This is a genomic window from Luteimonas granuli, from assembly GCF_007795095.1.
Lineage (GTDB): Bacteria > Pseudomonadota > Gammaproteobacteria > Xanthomonadales > Xanthomonadaceae > Luteimonas > Luteimonas granuli.
Map to the genome: position 1 here is coordinate 2,048,845 of NZ_CP042218.1, position 19,740 is coordinate 2,068,584.

Here is a 19,740-nt window from a genome sequence, read left to right on the forward strand (position 1 = left end):
GATGGACGGACGCATCCCCCTGCTGATCGATACCGACCCGGGCGTCGACGACGCACTGGCCCTGCTGATGGCTTTCGCCGATCCGCGGCACGAGGTGGTCGGGCTGACCATCGCCGCCGGCAACGTGGGGCTGAGGCATACCGTGCGCAACGCGCTGAAGCTCTGCGAAGTGGTGGGTCGAAGCGATGTGCCGGTGTTCCCAGGCTGCGACCGGCCGCTGCTGCATCCGTCGCCGGATGCCGCCAACGTACACGGCGAGGACGGCTTCGGCGACGCCGGCCTCCCGGCCGCGAAGCACGCCGCGCAGGCGCGCCATGCCGCCGAGGCGATCATCGAACTCTCGCATCGTCATGCCGGCCGCCTGCTGCTGGTCGCCCTCGGGCCGCTGACCAATCTCGCCCTGGCGCTGCGCCTGGACCCCTCTCTGCCGTCCCGCGTCGCCCGGCTGGTGGTGATGGGCGGGGCGGTCACCGGCCACGGCAACATCACGCCTTCGGCCGAGTTCAACGTGTACTTCGATCCCGAGGCCGCGCACATCGTGTTCGGGGCCTTCCCGCGTTTCGACCTCTGCGACTGGGAGGCGGCCGTGGCCCACGGATACCTCCAGGCCGACGTCGAGCGCTGGCTGGCTGGGCCGGGTCCGGTGGCGGCGTTCTACGAGGCGGTGTCGCGCCACACCCGGCGCTGGTCGGCCGACGTGCGCGGCGATCGCTGGTTCTCCGCGGACTCGCTGGCCATGGCCATGGCGCTGCGCTCCGATGGCGTGGTCGAGGCCGCGGAGCGTCCCGTCGAGGTGGTGCTGGGGCATTCGCCCGCCCGCGGTGCCACCCTGGTGGACTGGCAGCGCCAGCTGGGCCGGCCCGACCGCGCGCGGATCCTGCTGCGCTACGACCAGCGCACGCTCGAGGATCTGGTGCAGGCCGCCCTGCTGGCCGGCTGACTTGCGGGGCGCGGAGGCGCCGGCTATAATGCCGCTCTTTCCCCGCTCAATTCCGGTGCCCGCCATGAAGGCCGACATCCATCCCCAGTACCGCGACGTCGTCTTCCAGGACGTCACCTCGGACTTCAAGATCCTCACCCGTTCCACGCTCTCCAGCAAGGAGACCGTGAAGTGGGAGGACGGCAACGAGTACCCGCTGATCAAGATCGAAGTCAGCTCGGCCTCGCATCCGTTCTACACCGGCCAGAACAAGCTGATGGACACCAGCGGCCGCGTCGACAAGTTCCGCAAGCGCTACGCCAAGTAGGCGCCTGCCGCGTCGCACCCAGACGGCCGCCTCCGGGCGGCCGTCGTCGTTCCGGGGACCCGCCGGCCTGGCGACGCACTGTCCCGCGGCGGCCGGCCTTCCGTGGATACGGTGGCGCACGTCGCTATGCGATAATCGCGGCATCGCCAGAGCCGCGATCCGCCTGATCCCCGCCCGCCCGCGCATCGCGCCGGCGCGGACCCACGAAGGAGTGCGAGAGTGTCCGCCAACCAGAACACGGCCGGCAGCGAGCCGACCATTGCCACCCTGCAGGTCGACGGCGCTTCCGTCGAGCTCCCGGTCATCAAGCCCACCCTCGGCAACGAGTGCATCGACATCGCGAAGCTGCCGAAGGCGACGGGGCGCTTCACCTACGACTCCGGCTTCACCGCCACCGCCAGCTGCAAATCCGCCATCACCTACATCGACGGCGACGAAGGCGTGCTGCTGTACCGCGGCTACCCGATCGAACAGCTGGCCGAGCACTCGAATTTCCTCGAGGTCGCCTATCTGCTGATGAACGGCGATCTGCCGGATACGAAGCAGATGGCCGCGTTCGACCACGACGTCACCCACCACACGCTGATGCACGAGGCGTTCAAGAGCTTCATCGGGGGCTTCCGCCATGACGCCCACCCGATGGCGATGCTGGTCGGCATGCTCGGCTCGATGGCGAGCTTCTACCACAACGACCTCGACTACGACGATCCGGAGCAGCGCCGCCTGGCCGGCATCCGCCTGATCGCCAAGCTGCCGACCATCGCTGCGGCCTGCTACCGCTATTCGATGGGCTGGCCGCTCAACTACCCGCGCAACGATCTCGGCTACGTCGAGCGCTTCCTGCACATGATGTTCGAGCTGCCCAGCGGCCCGCTGGAACTGTCGCCGGTCGCGGCCAAGGCGATGGACCTGCTCTTCATCCTGCACGCCGACCACGAGCAGAACGCGTCGACCTCCACCGTCCGCCTGGTCGGCTCCACCGGTGCCAACCCGTATGCCTGCATCGCCTCGGGCGTGGCCGCGCTGTGGGGGCCCGCCCACGGCGGCGCCAACGAGGCGGTGCTGAAGATGCTGGCCGAGATCGGCGACGTGAAGAACGTGCAGTCCGCCGTCGATCGCGCCAAGGACAAGGCGTCGGGCTTCCGCCTGATGGGCTTCGGCCACCGTGTCTACAAGAACTTCGACCCGCGCGCGAAGATCATCCGCGAGATGACCCACAAGGTGCTCGGCGAACTCGGCATCGACGACCCGATGCTCGAGGTCGCGATGCGTCTGGAGGAGGCGGCGCTGAAGGACGACTACTTCGTGCAGCGCAAGCTGTACCCGAACGTCGATTTCTACAGCGGCATCATCTACAAGGCGCTGAGGATCCCGACCGACATGTTCACGGTGATGTTCGCGATCGCGCGCACCGCAGGCTGGGTCTCGCACTGGCTCGAGCAGCAGGTGGACCCGGAATTCAAGATCGGCCGCCCGCGTCAGGTCTATACCGGCGCCGCCCCGCGCGACTACGTCGCGCTGGGAAACCGCTGAGTCCGCGAAGCCCGCGGCATCCACCACCCGAACGCCCCGCGACCGCGGGGCGTTTTCCGTTCCGGCGGCTACACCCCCGGGCCGCCGCCCTCGCGGTCGGCCGTGTCCTCCCCGGACAGGAGATCGCGCACCTGGGCCAGCGTGGCGCGCTGCATCGGTCGTTCGTCGATGCCCGAAAGCGGCGCCTGGCGCAGCGTGTCCAGCGGCAGGACGGTCAGGTCGAAGGCAAGGCCGTCCGCGCTGAACACCCAGACCGGCACGTCGCATTCGCGCGTCCTGTCCAGGCGCACGCGGCGCCAGCGGGGCTCGGCCGGAATCGCGGCGTCGGCGAGGAAGTGTGCGACCTCGTCGGCGTCGTCGGCATGGAGGTGCAGTGCGACCGGAGTGTTGCCGTCCGCGGTGCCGTCGAGTACCCGGCCGACCAGGCGTGGCTGGAAGCGCTGGAAGAAGGTCAGCGACTGCAGAGCGGCCTCGCGCCGCACCCGCAGTGCGTCGGCCTGGGTATCGCCCAGGAACAGCCGCTGGTACTCGCGCAGCGCGTCCTCGATCTCGCGGTTGCGCGGCAGCGAGGCGTCGTCGTGGATGCCGAGGCGGTCGGCGGCCTTGAGCTTGGCCTGGTGGTAATCGCGGATGCCGCCCTCGGCCATCAGCCGGGCGGCTTCATGGGCGAGGCGGTGGCGACGCTCGCGGGTGCGTCGCTCGGCGTGCTGTCGGGCGCGGTGCATGCGGAGCCCTCCGGACTGCAGGCTCCAAGCCTAACGGATGCGCGTCAGAAGATGTCGAAGGCCTCTTCGGCCGGCATCTCGTCGCCGAAGTCGTCGAAGGTCGACTCCATGCGCTCCAGGTCCTCGACCTTCACCCATTCGGCGATGCCGCCCTCGCCGGAGGGAAGCAGGCGCCCGCTCTCGCTGACGGCGACCCGCACCATGCCCTCTGGAGGTTCATTGGTCGCCAGCGGCATGCCGTCCAGCGCCACCCGCATGTAGTCGATCCAGATCGGCAGAGCCGAGCGGCCGCCATATTCGCGGTTGCCGAGCGAGCGGTTGTCGTCGCGCCCGACCCAGACCACGGTCGACAGGCTGCCGCCGAATCCGGAGAACCAGGCGTCGCGGTGGTCGTTGGTGGAGCCGGTCTTGCCGCCCACGTCCTCGCGACCAAGCACCCGCGCCTGGGCGCCGGTGCCGCGCAGGACCACGTCGCGCATCATCGACACCAACTGGTAGGCCACGCGCGGGTCGATCGCGCGCGGCGCGAGCGCCGCGTCGGGATCGGGTTCCTGCATCGGCCCGGGCCGGGCTTCGGCCACCTGCGCCGGCGCAGGTGCCGGTGCCGACGGGCCGAGGTTGAAGCCGTCGATGACGGTCGCCGGAGCACCCGGCCGGCCGCCGGCGCCGCAGCTGCGGCAGGCCACGGCAGGGTTCTCCTTGAAGATCACCTGGCCGTCGCGGTCCCGGACCTCGTCGATGTACCAGGGCGTGATCCGGAAGCCGCCGTTGGAGAAGACGCTGTAGCCGCCCGCGATGTCCAGCGGCGCCAGCGACGGCGTGCCCAGCGCGATCGAGAGGTTGGGCGGCAGCTCGGACTCGTCGAAGCCCATGTGGCTGATGTAGCGGCGCGCGTAGTCCACCCCGATGGCGTCGAGCAGGCGCACCGAGACCAGGTTGCGGGAGCGGACCAGGGCTTCGCGCAGGCGCATCGGGCCCATGAACTTGCCGTCGTCGTTCTGCGGTCGCCAGTCCTCGCCGCGGCGCATGCGGAACACGACGGGCGCGTCGGGGACGATCGACGCCGGATTGAAGCCGCGCTCGAAGGCCGCGGCGTAGATGAAGGGCTTGAAGCTGGAGCCCGGCTGCCGACGCGCCTGGGTGGCGCGGTTGAATTTCTGCCCGGCGAAGCTGAAGCCGCCCACCAGGGCGCGCAGCGCGCCGGTGTCGTGCTCCAGCGAAACCAGCGTCGCCTGCGCCCGCGGCAGCTGGTCGAGCTGCCAGGTCGGCTTCGCGTCCGCGGGCGGTGACGCACCGCTCCTGCGCGCGGGTTCGACCCGGCGCACGCGGGTGAGGTCGCCGCGCTTGAGCAGGGCGGCCGGGCTGCGGCCGGTCCAGCGGCTGGACGCTGCGTCGAGGGTGATCACCGTGGCATCGGACAGCACCACGTCGGCCGTGCCGCCGCCGGTGCGCAGCACGATGGCCGGCAGCAGGCCCGCCTGAGCCGGAATGCCGCGCAGGCGCGCCGCGGCGGTGGCGGCATCCTCGCCTTCGCCGAGCTCGAAGGTCTGCTCCACCTTCGACCAGCCGTGGCGGTGGTCGTAGGTCGTCAGTCCGGTGCGCACGGCCTGGTCGGCCGCCGCCTGCATGACCGGGTCGATGGTCGTGGTGACGTGGTAGCCGCGGGTGAGCACGTCCCCGCCGTAGCGCGCGACCATCTCCAGCCGCACCATCTCCGCGACGTAGGGTGCGTAGACCTCCACCGGCCGCTCGTGGGGGCTGGCGTGCATCGCCACCGCCTGCGCCTGCGCCGCCTGCGCGCGGGTGATGAAGCCGAGCTCGGCCATCCGTTCCAGCACGTAGTCGCGGCGGATGCGCGCGCGCTCGGGATTGGTGATCGGGTTGCCGCTGGAGGGGGAACTTGGGGATCGCGGCCAGGGACGCGACCTCGTCGAGGTCGAGCTCGTCGAGCCGCTTGCCGTAGTAGAACTCGGCGGCCGCCGCGATGCCGTAGGCGCGGTTGCCGAAAAAGCTCTTGTTGAGGTAGAGCTCGAAGATCTCGTCCTTGGTGAGCTCGCGCTCCATCTTCATCGCCAGCAGCATTTCGGCGAACTTGCGGGTATAGCTGACCTCGGGGCTGAGGAAGATCTGGCGCGCGACCTGCTGGGTGATGGTCGAGCCGCCGGGGACGCCCTCCTTCGAGCCGGTCTTCGCGATCAGCCACACCGCGCGCGCCACGCCCTTGTAGTCGACTCCGCCATGCTCGTAGAAGCGCGCGTCCTCGATCGCCAGGAAGGCCTGCCGGACCTGCTCCGGCACGTCCGCGATCTCGACCGGGTAGCGCCGCATCTCGCCGAACAGGGCCATCAGGCGGCCGTCCCGGGCATACACGTACATCGGCTCCTGGAGCTCGAGATCACGCAGGGACTCGACCTCCGGCAGTCGGGACGACACGATGTAATAGGCCGTGCCGGCGGCAAGGAGGCCGAGGACAAGGGCGATCGCGGCGAGCAGCAGCAGCCAGCGGAGCAGGCGGCGGAAAGAAGTCATGTGGGGGTCGGTCCTGGACCGGTCGGCTTGGCGGGTCTGGGCGAGTCGCGCAGTATATAGAGGTGGGGCCCCGCGCCAGTCCGCTCCCTCCGGGCGGGGTGACGCGGCGCGTCAGGACGTGACCAAGCGCGCAATGCGGCACGGTTTCATGTGCCGCTTGTTGCCAATCGGTAAAAACTCCGTTATTTAATGCAACGGGGCACGAAGCGCGCGTAAGCGCCCGTGACATGGGGAGAATAGCGTGGGGCTGATCACAAAAAGCCAGACACCACTGGTCGGGGTCGACATCAGTTCGACCGCGGTCAAGCTGCTGCAGCTGTCACGGTCGGGCGACCGCTACCGGGTCGAGCACTACGCCGTCGAGCCCCTGCCGCCGAATGCGGTGGTCGAGAAGGGCATCGTCGAGGTGGAGGCCGTGGGCGAGGCGATCCGCCGCGCGATGTCGCGGTCGGGCAGCAGGGCGAAGTATGCCGCCGCCGCGGTCGCCGGCTCCGCGGTCATCATCAAGCAGATCCCGATGCCGGCCGACCTCGACGAGGAGGAGATGGAGTCCCAGGTCGAGCTCGAGGCGGTCAACTACATTCCGTACCCGATCGAGGAAGTGAACCTGGACTTCGAGGTGCTCGGGCCGATGCCCGGCAACCCGGAAATGGTGCAGGTGCTGCTCGCGGCTTCGCGTTCGGAGGGCGTCGAGATGCGCGCCTCGGCGCTGGAGCTCGGCGGCCTCACCGCCAGGGTCATGGACGTCGAGGCCTTCGCGATCGAGAACGCCTTCGCGCTGCTGGCCGACACGCTCAGCGTCCCCCGCGACGGCATCGTCGCGCTGGTCGACATCGGCGCCACCATGACCACGCTCAGCATCCTGCGCAACGGTCGCAGCCTGTACACCCGCGAGCAGGTGTTCGGCGGCAAGCAGCTCACCGACGAGGTGATGCGCCGCTACGGCCTGTCCTACGAGGAGGCCGGCCTTGCGAAGCGCCAGGGCGGGCTGCCGGAGAGCTACGAGATCGAAGTGCTCGAGCCCTTCAAGGAGGCGCTGGTCCAGCAGATCAGCCGCCTCCTGCAGTTCTTCTACGCGGGCAGCGAGTTCAACCGCGTCGACCAGGTGGTCCTGGCCGGCGGCTGCGCCTCCATCGCCGGCATCGCCGAGATGGTCGAGGAGCAGCTCGGCGTTCAGACCGTGGTGGCCAACCCGCTGGCGCAGATGACGCTCGGCCCGCGCGTCCAGGCCCATGCGCTGGCACAGGATGCCCCGGCACTGATGATCGCCTGCGGACTGGCCCTGAGGAGCTTCGACTGATGGCCCGCATCAACCTCCTCCCCTGGCGCGCCGAACGCCGCAAGCAGCGGCAGAAGGAGTTCGGCGTCATGCTGGCCGCCGCCGCGCTCGCCGGCGTCGTGCTCTGGTTCCTCGTCAACAGCTACTACAACGGCCAGATCGACGGCCAGAACGCCCGCAACGCGTTCCTGCAGGGCGAGATCAAGCAGGTGGAGGCGCGCATCGCCGAGATCGAGGAGCTCGATCGCCAGAAGGCCCGCCTGCTGGCGCGCAAGGAAGTGATCGAGCAGCTGCAGGCCAACCGCTCGCAGATGGTCCATCTTTTCGACTCCCTGGTGCGCACCATCCCCGACGGCGTGGTCCTGACCTCGATCAAGCAGGTCGGGGAGAGGCTGACCCTCGAGGGACGCTCCCAGTCCAATGCGCGCGTCAGCACCTACATGCGCAACCTCGAAGGCTCGGGCTGGATGACCAAGCCCGACCTCTCGATCATCGAGGCCCGCGACGGCGTCGCCGGCCTGCCCTATGTCTTCAACCTGGCGGTGCAGCTGGCCAACCCCAACGCGCCCAAGGACGAGGATGGCGACGGCATCCCGGATCCGGTGCCGCCGGTCGACGCGGCGCCCGCCGCTGAAGAAGGAGCCGCCCCGTGAGCAAGCGCAGGATGTCGCTCAAGGAACTCGACTTCAACAACATCGGCTCGTGGCCGCGCGAGTACAAGATCGGGTTCTGCGTGATCGTGGGCCTGCTGATCTTCGGCCTGCTGTGGTGGGTGCTGACGCGCCAGAAGGGTGACCAGCTCGAAAGCCTGGAGCGCACCGAGGCCGACCTGCGAGCCGAGTTCGAAACCAAGCAGGGCCGCGCGGCCAACCTCGAGCCCCTCAAGCTCCAGCTGGCGCAGATGGAGCAGCAGCTGCAGCAGATGCTGCGCCAGCTGCCCAGCCGCACCGAGATGCCGGACCTGATCGTCGACATCTCGCAGACGGCGCTGGCCACCGGCATCCAGAACGACCTGTTCCAGCCGGGCCCCGAGACGCCGAAGGAGTTCTACGCCGAGAAGCCGATCGCGCTGCGGATGGTGGGCACCTACCACCAGTTCGGCGCCTTCGTCAGCGGCGTGGCCTCGCTGCCGCGCGTGGTGATCCTGACCATGCACGACACCAGCTGCGCCCCCGCGGCGGCGACTCGGATCCGCGCGCGGGCATCCGCCCGAACTCCGCGCTGGAGCTGGCCGGCACCGTGAAGACGTATCGCTATCTGGACGAGGACGAGGCCGCCGCGCAGCAGGCGGCGGCCGCCGCCGGGGGGAGCCGCTGACATGGGCATGACATCCAACGCCGTCCGCGGCCTGGCCCTTGCGGCGGCCGTGGTGGTGCTTGCCGGCTGCGGCCGCGGGATCACCAGCGAGCCAGGCGGTGCGCCGAACCTGGAGGAGTGGGTCGCCAACGTGCAGGCCCGCCCGGCGCCGCCCCTGGATCCGCTGCCGGTGATGCAGCAGTTCGAAACCTTCGAATACGCGGCCCAGAACATGCGCGACCCGTTCAGCGCCGCCTTCACCAATGAAGGCGGCGGCAGCGGTCCGCGTCCCGATTCCAACCGGCGCAAGCAGACGCTGGAGCAGTTCCCGCTCGACAGCCTCGACATGGTCGGGTCGCTCGGCGCGGGCAGCAACCTGACGGCGCTGGTGATGGCGCCGGACAAGGTCACCTACCGGGTCAGCCCCGGCGTGTACATGGGCCAGAACGACGGCCGCGTTACCAGCGTCCAGGAAGATCGCATCGAACTCGTGGAACTCGTGCCCGACGGCGCGGGTGGCTGGCTGGAACGGCCGGCGTCGATCGCGCTCGAAGACAATTGATCAGGGGAAGCCAGATGACCTTCACCAACGCGCAACGCCGTCCGTCCACTCCGCGGCTCTTTCCGCTCCGGGCAGGCGCCTGCGGTCTCCTCGCCGGCCTGGTCGCGGCCATCGGTCCGGTCAGCGCCGAGCCCGCCCCGGGCCTGTCCCTGGCGGGCATCGCGCAGTCCTCGATGGTCGCGGTCGACCCGGCCAAGCAGGTCCCGGCCGAGGTGGCCGTGACCGACATCGACTTCAAGCGCGGCGACGGCGGTGCCGGCAAGCTGGTGCTCCGTTTCGATGGCGAGGGCGCGGCCCCCGACCTGCGCACCGAAGGCGGGACGATCGTCGTCAGCGTCGGCAACGCTTCGCTGCCGGCCGCGCTGCAGCGCCCGCTCGACGTCACGGATTTCGCGACGCCCGTGCAGCGCATCGACGCCAACCAGGGCACGCAGGGCGCACGGATCGTGCTGAGCACCGACGGTGCCTTCGAGCCTCTGGCCTACCAGACCGGCCGCGATTACATCGTGGAGATCGTGCCGCGCGCCGCCGCCCCGGCGCGCGCGGTCGGCGCGGCCGCGGCCAACGCCGTGGCCGCCACGGGACAGGCCGCAACCGCCCGGGCCGACACCCGCAGCTACCGCGGGAAGCCGGTCACCTTCAACTTCCAGGACGTCCCGGTGCGCACGGTGCTGCAGCTCATCGCCGAGCTGTCGGACCTGAACATCGTCGCCAGCGACAGCGTCGCCGGCAACGTGACCCTGCGCCTGATCAACGTGCCCTGGGACCAGGCGCTGGACATCGTCCTGCAGGCCAAGTCGCTGGACAAGCGCCGCAGCGGCAACGTGATCTGGGTGGCACCGCAGTCCGAGATCGCCAAGTTCGAACAGGACATCGCCAACGCCCGCATCGCGCTGGAAGAGAGCGCGGAAATGGTCACCGAGTACATCCCGATCTCCTACGGCAGCGCCGAGGAGATCGCCAGGCTGCTGACCGACGAGAGCAAGAACAGCCAGGGCGGCGGCGGCGGACAGGCGGGCACGAGCCGCGGCTTCCTGTCCTCGCGCGGCAGCCTGAGCTTCGACCGCCGCACCAACACCCTGCTGGTGATCGACATCCCGCAGCGGGTCGGGGAGATCCAGCGCCTCGTCGACACGCTCGACAAGCCGGTGGACCAGGTGGTGATCGAGTCGCGCATCGTGATCGCCAACGAATCGTTCGCCCGGGACCTTGGCGCCCGCTTCGGCGTGAGGGGGTGAAGGACCGCGTGATCACATCCGGTTCGATCGAGGCCAACCAGGGCCTGATCTCGTCTGCCGCCACCGCCCAGCCCGGGGACCTGCTCGAATGGGGCGACAACGCGCTGAACAACGACTTCAGCATCCGGAACCTCAACCCCGGCTCCATCGCCTTCACCATTCTCGGCAACACCATCGACTGGGATCTCGAACTGCAGGCGCTGCAGCAGGAGCAGCGCGGTGAAGTGGTGTCGAACCCGCGCGTGGTGACCAGCAACCAGCGCGAGGCGATCATCCGCCAGGGCCGCGAGGTCGGTTACCTGACCGTGACCGGCGGCCAGAGCAACAACGTGCCGACCGTGCAGTTCAAGGAGGCCCTGCTCGAGCTGAAGGTCACGCCGACCATCACTGCGGACGGCCGCGTGTTCCTGACGCTCGGGGTGAAGAAGGACGAGATCGAGGACTTCACCGAGATCTCCGGTTTCGGTTCGGTCCCCAACCTGGCCAAGCGCGAGGTCACCACCGCGGTGCTGATCGAGGATGGCCAGACCGTGGTGATCGGCGGCGTCTACGAGTTCAGCGACCGCAATTCGATGTCGAAGATCCCCTTCCTCGGCGACCTTCCGATCCTCGGAAACCTGTTCCGCACCAAGGGCCGCTCAAAGGCCAAGGCCGAGCTGCTGATCTTCGTGACGCCGCGCGTGCTCCGCGTGGCGCAGCGCAGCCACTGACCTCTTTTCGGAAGGCGTGAAGCGACGGGGCCCGGGAAGGCCCCGTCGTCGTTTCAGCCGGCGCGCGGCGCATGGATTTGAACCATCGTCGCCGGATCGGGTCAAACTGGCCCCCGGCGCAGCCTGCGCCGCAGACCGGCACTCCATGGACACCACACGCGACGACGGCGCCCGGCTCCACCGCCTTTTCAGCGACCTGCGCGAGGCGCTCGCGGGCGAGATCATCGGCCAGGCGGCCCTGGTCGAACGCCTGCTGATCGCCCTGCTGGCCGATGGCCACCTGCTGGTCGAGGGCGCGCCGGGCCTGGCCAAGACCAGCGCCATCCGCGCCCTGGCCGCACGCATCGAGGCCGATTTCGCGCGCGTGCAGTTCACTCCGGACCTGCTCCCGGCGGACCTCACCGGGACCGAGGTGTGGCGTCCGCAGGACGGCCGCTTCGAGTTCCTGCCGGGGCCGATCTTCCATTCGCTGCTGCTGGCCGACGAGGTCAACCGGGCGCCGGCCAAGGTGCAATCGGCGCTGCTGGAGGCCATGGGCGAGCGTCAGGTCACGGTGGGCCGGCAGACCTATGCGCTGCCAACGCTGTTCCTGGTGATGGCGACGCAGAATCCGATCGAGCAGGAAGGGACCTTCCCGCTGCCCGAGGCCCAGCTCGACCGCTTCCTGATGCACGTGCGCATCGGCTATCCCGAGGCCGAGGCCGAGGCTGCGATCCTGCGCCTGGCGCGGGAGCGCGCGCTGTCGATGCTGCAGGCGCCGTCGGTGCCCGCGGGGCGCATCGCCCAGGCCGACGTCATGGCCGCGCGCGCCGCGGTGCTGGGCCTGCACATGGCACCGGCGGTGGAGCGCTACCTGGTCGAGATCGTGCTGGCCTCGCGCGACGCCGGGCGCTACGACGCGGCCCTGGCGCGGCGCATCGCCTGGGGCGCCAGCCCGCGCGGGTCGATCGCCCTGGAGCGCTGCGCGCGCGCCCATGCCTGGCTGGCGGGCCGCGACTTCGTCACCCCTGAGGACGTGCGCGCGGTCGCCCCGGACGTGCTTCGCCATCGCGTGCTGCCCAGTTACGAAGCCACCGCCGAGGGCTGGGACGGCGAGCGCCTGGTGCAGGCCCTGCTGGCGCAGGTGCCGCTGCCGTGATCGGCGTCCCCGCCGCCGCCCTGCGTGCGCGGCCCGGGAGCAGGGTCGCGGCCGTCGCGCATGCCGCGCCCGGGCAGCCCGGTCCGCCGGAGCCGCCGGCGGGCGACGGCATTGTTCCCACCCTCGCCGAACTGATCGCGCTGCGCGGGCTGGCTCGTGCGCGCGGGCGCGTGGCCGCCGGCAGCTCGGGGCTGCGCGCGCAGGCACCCTCGATGCTGCGTGGCCGCGGCATGGAATACGCCGAGTCCCGCGGCTACACGCCCGGCGACGACGCCCGCCACATCGACTGGCGCCTGACCGCGCGCAGCGGCAAGCCGCACACCAAGCTGTTCCAGGCCGAGCGCGAACGCCTGACCCTGGTCGTGGCCGACACCGCGCCAGCGCTCTATTTCGGCACCCGGGTCCGCTTCAAGTCGGTCCAGGCGGCGCGCGCCGGCGCGATCGCCGCATGGCGAGCGGTAGCCGACGGTGACCGGGTCGCGGCGCTGCGCGGCAGCGGCCTGGCGCCGCCGGTGCCGGCGGCCTCGGGCGCCCGCGGCGCGCTGCGCGTTCTGGATGCACTGGTGCGCTGGTACGCGCGTCCTCCGGACGACGACGCCGGCCTCGAGGTCGCGCTCGACCAGGCCGTCCGCCTGCTGCGGCCCGGTTCGCGCCTGCTGCTGCTGGCCGATCCGGCCAGCGTGGAGGCCGTGCCGGTCGCGCGCTGGTCGGGCCTGGCCACCCATCACCAGGTGGTCGTCCTGCTGCTGACCGATCCGCTGGAGATGGATCCGCCCGGGGCGCTGCTCGCGTTCGAGACTGCGCCGGGCGATCGCCTCGAGCTCGACATGGCCGCACCCGCACAGCGCCGGCGCTGGCAGGAGACGTTTTCCGGCCGGCTGTCGTCCCTGACGGCCACTCTGGAAGCGCGCGGCGTGCGCGCGGTGGCGCTGTCCTGCGACGCCCCCAGCGACGCCTGGCTGGACGCCATCGGAGCAGGACGCGGCTGATGGGCGACGGCCTGGTCCTGCGCGATATCCACCCATCGGCGGCGCCGTCCTGGTGGCCGCCGGCGCCGGGCTGGTGGCTGCTGGCGGCGGGGCTGCTCTTCGCCGCGGCGGCGCTCCTGGGCTGGCACTTGCTGCGCGCCCGCCGCCGGCGACGGCTGCTGGCCCTGTTCGACGCGGAAGCCGATGCCGCCGCCGGCCCGGTGGCCGAGGTGGCGGCGATGTCCACCCTGTTGCGCCGCGCCGCGCGGCGTCGCGATCCGGCCGCGGACCGCCTCCAGGGCCAGGCCTGGCTCGACTTCCTCGATGCCGGCCGCGACACACCGCGCTTCGATGGCTCGCGCGGCGAACTCCTGATCGAGGGCGCGTTCCGCCCCGACGCCGATCCGGCCCGCGTCGCCGATCTGCGCGCGGCCGCGCGCGAGCGTTTCGTCGAATGGATGGAGGGCCGCGCATGAACGCGCTCGGCGCAGTCTGGCCGGCCTTTGCCGGCTTCGCCTGGCCCTGGCTGCTGCTGGCCCTGCCGCTGCCGTGGCTGCTGCGCACCGTGCTGCCGCCGGTGCGCGACGCCGGACCGGCCCTGCGGGTGCCCTGGGGCGATCGCCTGGGCGAGGTGGGGGCCGGATCCGGCGCGCGCGTCCCGATGCGCGGCCAGCCTTGGCTGGCCTGGGCCGGCTGGGCGCTGCTGTGCCTGGCCGCGGCACGGCCCCTGGCCTGGGGCGAGGCGGTGCAGCCGCCGCACAGCGCGCGCGAGTTGATGCTGGCCGTGGATCTGTCGGCCAGCATGGGCGAGCGCGACGTGCTGATCGGCAACGAGGTGGTCGATCGCCTGACTGCCGCCAAGGCGGTGATCGCGGACTTCCTCACGCGCCGCGAAGGCGATCGCGTCGGCCTGCTGGTGTTCGGCCGCGCCGCGTACGTGCTGGCCCCGGCGACGGCCGACCTCGACACGGTCCGTGGGCAGCTGCTGGCGACCGAGGTCGCGCTGGCGGGCCGCGAGACCGCGATCGGCGATGCCATCGGCCTCGCCGTCAAGCGGTTGCAGGGCCAGGAGGCGGGCGAGCGGGTCCTCGTCCTGCTCACCGACGGGGTCAACACCGCAGGCGTGCTCGACCCGATGCGCGCGGCCGAGATCGCCCGCGACGAGGGCGTGCGCATCCACACCATCGCCTTCGGCGGCGAGGGCGAGGCCCTGTCGGTGTTCGGCTTCCAGCTGCCGTCCGGCGGTCCGGGGATCGAGGAGGACAGCCTCCGCGAGATCGCGGAGATGACCGGGGGCCGCAGCTTCCGCGCCCGCGACACCGCCGCGCTGGCCGGCATCTACGCCGAGATCGACAGGATCGAGCCGGTCGAAAGCCCGGGTGAGGCGCTGCGCCCGCGACTCGAGCGCTACTACTGGCCGCTGGCCCTGGCGTTGGCCTGCGGACTGCTGGCGGCGGCGCTGGCGCCGCGGAGCTCCCGGGCATGACCGGACTCGCCGGCCTGCAGTTCCTGCGTCCGGCGTGGCTGCTGGCGCTGTTGCTGCTGCCGCTGCTGGCCTGGGCCTGGCGTCGGCGCGCGCGGCGGCGCAGCGCCTGGCATTCGGCGGTGGACCCGCACCTGCTGCCTCACCTGCTCGCAGCGGGTGGTGGCGGGCGCGGTGCGTCGCTGGCGGGCCTGGCGATGCTGGCCGGGCTGGCGGTGGCGATCATGGCGCTGGCGGGGCCGAGCTGGCGCGGGGTTCCGCAGCCGCTGCAGGGGGAGGCGGCGCGCTGGTGATCGCGCTCGACCTGTCGAGCGCGACCCTGGCCAATGACCTGCCGCCGTCGCGGCTGGCGCAGGCGCGTGCGCGCATCGACGCGCTGCTGCGCGCCCATCGGGGCGACGTCGCCCTGGTCGCGTACGCGGACGATGCCTTCGTCGTCTCGCCGGTCACTCCGGAGGCGGCCAACGTCGCCGTCTTCCTCGACGCGCTGGCCCCGGACGTGATGCCGGTGGACGGGCAACGGCCGGAGCGGGCCATCGACCTGGCCAGTGGGCTGCTGGCGAGGGCGGGACATCCGCGCGGCGACATCCTGCTGCTGGCGCCCGCGGTCGGGCAGGCCGCGATCCGCGCCGCGACCCGTGCGACAGCGGCAGGCCATCGCGTCTCCGTGTTGGCGATGGGCACGCCCGCCGGCGCCGGCTATCGCGGCCGCGACGGAGCGATCCACCACAGCGCGCTCGACCTCGCGTCCTTGAGCGCCCTGGCGGCCGCGGGTGGCGGTCGCCTCCATGAATGGAGCACGCCGCCGGAAGTCGTCGTGGCGGGCCCGGGCGGCGCCCCTGCCGGCACCCGCCCCACGACCAGCCGCGGTGGGCACGTGCGTGAGGACGGCGGCTACTGGCTGCTGCCGCTGGCGATGCTCCTCCTGCTGGCCGCGTTCCGGCGCGGGGTCGGCCTTGCCGCAGTCGCACTATGCCTGCTGCTGCCGCTGCAGCCTGCGTTCGCGGCCGTCGACGCCCGGGTCGTCGAGGCCGACGCCGCCACCGCGGATGTCCGCGCGCCTGTCGCCCGCGCCTCCGACGCCGGCACGCCCGACGCGGGGCGACCGGCGGGCGATCTCTGGCGCCGCGCCGACCAGGCCGCGCACGCGCGCAGCGTCGAGGCCGAGGCCGCCTACCGTGAAGGCGATTTCGCGACCGCCGCGAGCGGGTTCGCCGGCCTGCCGGGCGCCGATGCCGCCTACAACCGCGGCAACGCCCTCGCCCGTGCGGGTCGCTACGAGGAGGCCCTGGCGGCCTATGACGAGGCGCTGGCAGCCGCCCCCGGCATGCCCGACGCGGTGGCCAACCGCGCCGCGGTCGAGGCGGCGATGCGCCGTCAGCCGCAGCCTCCGGGCGGCGGCGGGAGCGGTGGGATGCCCGCGCAGGGCGACCAGCGGCAGCCCGGCGAAGCTGCCGGCAGTCGTGGCGACGAAGAAGCGCAAGAGCCCGATGCCGGCACCAACGACTCCGCGACCGCGCCGCCGGAGCAGCGCGATGACGACCCTGGCGCCGAGTCGGAGCCGGCTCCCGAGGGCATCGAATCCGACGCCGATGCCCAGGCCCGCCAGCAGGCCGCCGACGAGGCCCAGCACGACGCCATGCAGCGCGCGCTGGAGGCCGGCGCGGACGGCCAGCCCCAACCTGCTTCCGCGCAGGGGGAAACCCGGCCCGGCGACGAGCGCGAACAGGCCAACGCCGCCTGGCTGCGCCGCGTTCCCGACGATCCCGGTGCGCTGCTGCGCGCGCGCTTCCGCAACGAACACCTGCGCCGCCGCGCCGAGGAGCGCTGACCGCATGTCCGCTGCCGCCCTGACCGGATGCCTCGTGAAGATCCTGCTCGTCGGCGTGCTGCTGCTGACGCCCGGGCTCGCCGGCGCCGAGGTGCGCGCCTGGCTCGATCGCGACCGTATCGAACTCGGCGAGTCCGCCACCCTGAACATCGAGACCGACGGCGGCGGCCGTCCCGACTACGCGCCGCTGGAAGACGACTTCCGCATCGAACAACAGAGCAGCCGGCATTCCTACGAGCAGCACGGCGGCGCGGCCGTGACCCGCACGCTGTACGCAGTGGCGCTGCGCCCGGACCGCACCGGGGAGCTCACCGTGCCGTCGCTGCAGGTCGGTGGCGAGCGCACCGCGCCGCTGACCCTGATCGTGACCGCGGCCAGCGCGGCGCCGGCACGCACCCGCGATCCGGCCTTCATCGAAGCCGAAGTCGACGATGTGGCGCCCTATGTGCAGCAGGCGGTCGGACTGCGCCTGCGCCTGTACTACGCGCCCCGGCTGCTGTCGGGGCAGCTCGAGCAGCCGGAGCCGGACGGTGGCGCGCTGCGGCGCAGCGGAAACGACCTGCAGTACACGCGCGACATCGGTGGCCGTCGCTACCAGGTGGTGGAGCGCCGCTACCTGCTGGTGCCCGAGCGCAGCGGGCGGCTCGAGGTTCCCGCGGCGCGCTTCCATGGGCGCGGCGTCGGCGGCTGGCTCGACGATCTGTTCGGCGAAGGCCAGCGATCGGTGGCCGCCGAAGGCCCCGTGCTGGTGCTCGATGTCAAGCCGCTGCCCGCCGCCGCGCCGCGCCCCTGGCTGCCGCTGCACAACCTCCAGCTGCGCTGGCTGGAGCGTCCTTCCACGGTGCGCGCGGGCGATGCGGCCACCATCGAACTGGAACTCGTGGCGGACGGCGCGACCGCGGCCCAGCTGGAACCTCCCGCGCTGAGCGCGGACCAGGGCGCACAGATCTTTCCCGAACCGCCCCGGCACGATGAGACGGTCGAGGAGGGGCGGCCGCGCGTGCGCATGGTCCGGCGCTTCTCGGTGCTGCCGGCGCGCGAGGGCCGGCTGCGCGTGGAGATGCCGGGGGTGGAGTGGTGGGACGTCGACGCCGACCGCTTGCGGGTCGCGACCCTGCCGGCGCTGGAGTTCGACGTGGCGCCTGCGGCGCCTGCGGCGCCGGAGTCGCCCGGCGTCGCGTGGCGATCCGGCGAAGAGACCCTGGTCCGGGTGCCCGGAGTCCAGGGCGGAGCCCGTGCCTGGGCGCTGGCGACGGTGGCATTCGCCTTCCTGTGGCTGGCCACCCTGGCCTGGGCGCTGCAGCTCCGCTCGCGCGGTGCCGCCTCCGGCCGCACCATCGCTGGCGCCGGGGCCGGCGCACCGCCGGACGCCGCGCACCGCAGCGGTCCCGGCCCGACGCTGCGCAAGGCGCTGGTCGCCGGCGAACTGGGCGATATCGCCGCCGCACTGTGCGCGCTGTCCTCGCCGCCGGCCACCGACCTCGACACGCTGGCGCGGATGCTGGCGCCGGGACCGCAGCGCGAGGCCATCGCCGCCCTGCAACGCGCACGCTGGGGCCAGGGCGAGGGCGCCGCCGCGGCGGCGCGGACCGCGGTCCGCGAGGCCTTCGCACGGGGTCCGGACTGGCGTGTCGGCGACGATGGCGGCGATGCCACGCTGCCGCCGCTCTATCCGCGCTGAGAGGGGGCCGGAAAGCGGCTTTGCTAAGCTCCCGCGTCCGCAACGTTCCGGGGAACACCGCATGATCGAACCGACCGCGCCCACGAGGCAGCGCATGCCGCTGCACTGGAAGATCGCCATCGGCTTCGTCGCGGGCCTGGTCCTCGGCCTGGTGGTGCATTACGGCGTCGGCACCGGCGCCGCCTGGGTGCAGGGCCTGACGCGGTATGTGACACAGCCGTTCTCGACCCTGTTCCTCAGCCTGATCTTCATGATGATCGTGCCGCTGCTGTTCTCGGCGCTGGTGGTGGGTGTGTCGGAAATGGGCGACGTGCGCTCGCTCGGCAGGATCGGCTGGCGCACGCTGATCGCGACCGTGGTGCTGTCGGGCATCGCGGTGCTGATCGGCCTGGTGCTCGTGAACGTGTTCAAGCCCGGCGCCGGCGTCGATCCGGTGCTGGCCCAGCAGCTGCTGGCCGAAGGCGCCGAGAGGACCGCGGCGATCGTCCGCGACAGCAGCATGCAGCCCACCGGCATGCAGATGCTGCTCGACATCGTGCCGCAGAACGTGGTCGGCGCGGCCGCCAACAACGCCAACATCCTGGCGCTGATGTTCTTCGCGCTGATGTTCGGCGTCGGCATCGTGCTGAGCCCGGACACGCCGCAGATCCGGACGCTGCGCCGCGGCATCGAGGGCATCTTCGAGATCTCGATGACCCTCATCGGCCTGATCATCCGCCTCGCGCCCGCGGCGGTGTTCTGCTTCATGTTCAACCTCGCCGTGCTGTTCGGCTGGGAACTGCTGGCGCGGCTGGGCGTCTACGTGCTGGTGGTGGTCGGCGCGCTGGCGCTGCACATGGTCGTCAGCTACTCGCTGGCGCTGAAGTTCGTCGGTGGCTACTCCCCGGTGAAGTTCTTCAGGGGCGTGCAGGAAGCCATGCTGATGGCCTTCTCCACCGCGTCGAGCAACGCCACCCTGCCGACCGCGCTCAAGGTCGCCGACCAGGAGCTGAACCTGCCGACCAAGGTCTCGCGCTTCGTGCTGACCATCGGGGCCACCGCCAACCAGAACGGGACCGCGCTGTTCGAGGGCGTGACGGTGATCTTCCTGGCGCAGTTCTTCGGCGTCGACCTGACCTGGGGCCAGCAGTTCATGGTGATGATGATCTGCATCCTCGGCGGCATCGGCACCGCGGGGGTGCCCTCGGGCTCGCTGCCCGTGGTGGCGCTGATCTGCGCCATGGTGGGCGTGCCCCCGGAAGGCATCGGCCTGATCCTGGGCGTGAACCATTTCCTCGACATGTGCCGCACCACCGTGAATGTGACCGGGGACCTGGGCATCGCCGCGATCGTGTCGAAGGGCGAGGTGGACGCGCCGGCGGAGCTGGCGGAGGACAGGGCACCCCGACCGGCCGCCTGAATCCCGTGGGAGCGGCCAGACGCCCAATGTGGGAGCGGCTATAGCCGCTCCTGCCGTTCCCCTTCGGGGGAGACGCGGGGGGCGGGGGATGGGACAATGGCGGCTTCGCCCGCCGTCCCCG

15 protein-coding genes and 3 pseudogenes are annotated in these 19,740 nt (G+C 71.6%); 16 read left to right on the plus strand and 2 right to left on the minus strand.

Features of this window, described 5'->3' with window-relative positions; genetic code table 11:
• Position 1 precedes the first annotated feature (1 nt).
• The 3 genes from FPZ22_RS09430 (at position 2) to FPZ22_RS09440 (ending at position 2,780) form a co-directional block, all read left to right on the plus strand.
• Positions 2–940 carry a nucleoside hydrolase gene (locus tag FPZ22_RS09430; protein WP_144892434.1) on the plus strand — a complete coding sequence of 313 codons (939 nt, stop codon included), beginning with the start codon at positions 2–4 and terminating at the stop codon, positions 938–940.
• A 64-nt stretch (positions 941–1,004) separates the two neighbouring features.
• Complete coding sequence (locus FPZ22_RS09435; protein ID WP_144892436.1) at positions 1,005–1,247, plus strand: type B 50S ribosomal protein L31; 243 nt, start codon at positions 1,005–1,007, stop codon at positions 1,245–1,247.
• 258 nt (positions 1,248–1,505) lie between these two features.
• Positions 1,506–2,780, plus strand: a complete 1,275-nt coding sequence (locus tag FPZ22_RS09440) for a citrate synthase (RefSeq protein ID WP_144894096.1) — start codon at positions 1,506–1,508, stop codon at positions 2,778–2,780.
• 68 nt (positions 2,781–2,848) lie between these two features.
• Here the strand turns inward: FPZ22_RS09440 and FPZ22_RS09445 are convergent, their stop codons facing one another.
• Both FPZ22_RS09445 and FPZ22_RS09450 read right to left on the minus strand, forming a co-directional pair.
• Positions 2,849–3,505 (minus strand): hypothetical protein, encoded by a 657-nt coding sequence (locus FPZ22_RS09445; protein WP_144892438.1) that lies wholly within the window; start codon positions 3,503–3,505, stop codon positions 2,849–2,851.
• Between the two features lie 44 nt (positions 3,506–3,549).
• Positions 3,550–6,034 (minus strand): annotated as a pseudogene (locus FPZ22_RS09450) (penicillin-binding protein 1A).
• Between the two features lie 241 nt (positions 6,035–6,275).
• Here FPZ22_RS09450 and FPZ22_RS09455 point away from each other — a divergent pair.
• From FPZ22_RS09455 to FPZ22_RS09510, 13 genes and pseudogenes are all read left to right on the plus strand, one after another.
• The gene (locus FPZ22_RS09455; protein ID WP_144892440.1) at positions 6,276–7,334 is read left to right on the plus strand and encodes a pilus assembly protein PilM; all 1,059 of its coding nucleotides are present in this window, start codon (positions 6,276–6,278) and stop codon (positions 7,332–7,334) included.
• Positions 7,334–7,966 (plus strand): PilN domain-containing protein, encoded by a 633-nt coding sequence (locus FPZ22_RS09460; protein WP_144892442.1) that lies wholly within the window; start codon positions 7,334–7,336, stop codon positions 7,964–7,966. Before FPZ22_RS09455 ends, FPZ22_RS09460 begins: the two co-directional genes overlap by 1 nt.
• Positions 7,963–8,630: pseudogene (locus FPZ22_RS09465) on the plus strand (type IV pilus inner membrane component PilO). The gene FPZ22_RS09460 and the pseudogene FPZ22_RS09465 overlap by 4 nt, the downstream one beginning before the upstream one ends.
• A 7-nt stretch (positions 8,631–8,637) precedes the next feature.
• Positions 8,638–9,171: a pilus assembly protein PilP gene (locus tag FPZ22_RS09470; RefSeq protein ID WP_144894098.1), complete on the plus strand. Its 534-nt coding sequence runs from the start codon at positions 8,638–8,640 to the stop codon at positions 9,169–9,171.
• A gap of 14 nt (positions 9,172–9,185) precedes the next feature.
• Positions 9,186–11,119 (plus strand): annotated as a pseudogene (locus FPZ22_RS09475) (type IV pilus secretin PilQ).
• A gap of 145 nt (positions 11,120–11,264) precedes the next feature.
• Positions 11,265–12,257, plus strand: coding sequence for an AAA family ATPase (locus tag FPZ22_RS09480; RefSeq protein WP_144892443.1), 993 nt, complete (start codon positions 11,265–11,267; stop codon positions 12,255–12,257).
• 110 nt (positions 12,258–12,367) lie between these two features.
• Positions 12,368–13,246 (plus strand): DUF58 domain-containing protein, encoded by an 879-nt coding sequence (locus FPZ22_RS09485; RefSeq protein ID WP_246121031.1) that lies wholly within the window; start codon positions 12,368–12,370, stop codon positions 13,244–13,246.
• Complete coding sequence (locus tag FPZ22_RS09490) at positions 13,246–13,701, plus strand: DUF4381 domain-containing protein (protein WP_144892444.1); 456 nt, start codon at positions 13,246–13,248, stop codon at positions 13,699–13,701. Before FPZ22_RS09485 ends, FPZ22_RS09490 begins: the two co-directional genes overlap by 1 nt.
• On the plus strand, positions 13,698–14,711 hold the full coding sequence (locus FPZ22_RS09495; RefSeq protein WP_144892449.1) for a vWA domain-containing protein: 1,014 nt from the start codon (positions 13,698–13,700) through the stop codon (positions 14,709–14,711). Before FPZ22_RS09490 ends, FPZ22_RS09495 begins: the two co-directional genes overlap by 4 nt.
• A complete protein-coding gene (locus FPZ22_RS14100; RefSeq protein WP_246120681.1) occupies positions 14,708–15,001 on the plus strand; it encodes a hypothetical protein in 294 nt (97 codons plus the stop codon). Before FPZ22_RS09495 ends, FPZ22_RS14100 begins: the two co-directional genes overlap by 4 nt.
• Positions 14,998–16,539, plus strand: coding sequence for a vWA domain-containing protein (locus FPZ22_RS09500; RefSeq protein WP_246120682.1), 1,542 nt, complete (start codon positions 14,998–15,000; stop codon positions 16,537–16,539). Before FPZ22_RS14100 ends, FPZ22_RS09500 begins: the two co-directional genes overlap by 4 nt.
• Positions 16,540–16,543: 4 nt before the next feature.
• Entirely contained in the window at positions 16,544–18,220 is a 1,677-nt protein-coding gene (locus FPZ22_RS09505) for a BatD family protein (RefSeq protein ID WP_144892451.1), read from the plus strand.
• A gap of 61 nt (positions 18,221–18,281) precedes the next feature.
• Positions 18,282–19,619, plus strand: a complete 1,338-nt coding sequence (locus FPZ22_RS09510) for a dicarboxylate/amino acid:cation symporter (RefSeq protein ID WP_144892453.1) — start codon at positions 18,282–18,284, stop codon at positions 19,617–19,619.
• Positions 19,620–19,740 lie beyond the last annotated feature (121 nt).

What these genes read in the sequence shown, in the direction of transcription:
- FPZ22_RS09430 (WP_144892434.1), top strand. Translation starts at nt 2, where the DNA reads ATGGACGGACGCATCCCCCTGCTGATCGATACCGACCCGGGCGTCGAC.
- FPZ22_RS09435 (WP_144892436.1), top strand. Translation starts at nt 1,005, where the DNA reads ATGAAGGCCGACATCCATCCCCAGTACCGCGACGTCGTCTTCCAGGAC.
- FPZ22_RS09445 (WP_144892438.1), bottom strand. Translation starts at nt 3,505, where the DNA reads ATGCACCGCGCCCGACAGCACGCCGAGCGACGCACCCGCGAGCGTCGC.
- FPZ22_RS09460 (WP_144892442.1), top strand. Translation starts at nt 7,334, where the DNA reads ATGGCCCGCATCAACCTCCTCCCCTGGCGCGCCGAACGCCGCAAGCAG.
- FPZ22_RS09470 (WP_144894098.1), top strand. Translation starts at nt 8,638, where the DNA reads ATGACATCCAACGCCGTCCGCGGCCTGGCCCTTGCGGCGGCCGTGGTG.
- FPZ22_RS09480 (WP_144892443.1), top strand. Translation starts at nt 11,265, where the DNA reads ATGGACACCACACGCGACGACGGCGCCCGGCTCCACCGCCTTTTCAGC.
- FPZ22_RS09490 (WP_144892444.1), top strand. Translation starts at nt 13,246, where the DNA reads ATGGGCGACGGCCTGGTCCTGCGCGATATCCACCCATCGGCGGCGCCG.
- FPZ22_RS09495 (WP_144892449.1), top strand. Translation starts at nt 13,698, where the DNA reads ATGAACGCGCTCGGCGCAGTCTGGCCGGCCTTTGCCGGCTTCGCCTGG.
- FPZ22_RS14100 (WP_246120681.1), top strand. Translation starts at nt 14,708, where the DNA reads ATGACCGGACTCGCCGGCCTGCAGTTCCTGCGTCCGGCGTGGCTGCTG.
- FPZ22_RS09505 (WP_144892451.1), top strand. Translation starts at nt 16,544, where the DNA reads ATGTCCGCTGCCGCCCTGACCGGATGCCTCGTGAAGATCCTGCTCGTC.
- FPZ22_RS09510 (WP_144892453.1), top strand. Translation starts at nt 18,282, where the DNA reads ATGATCGAACCGACCGCGCCCACGAGGCAGCGCATGCCGCTGCACTGG.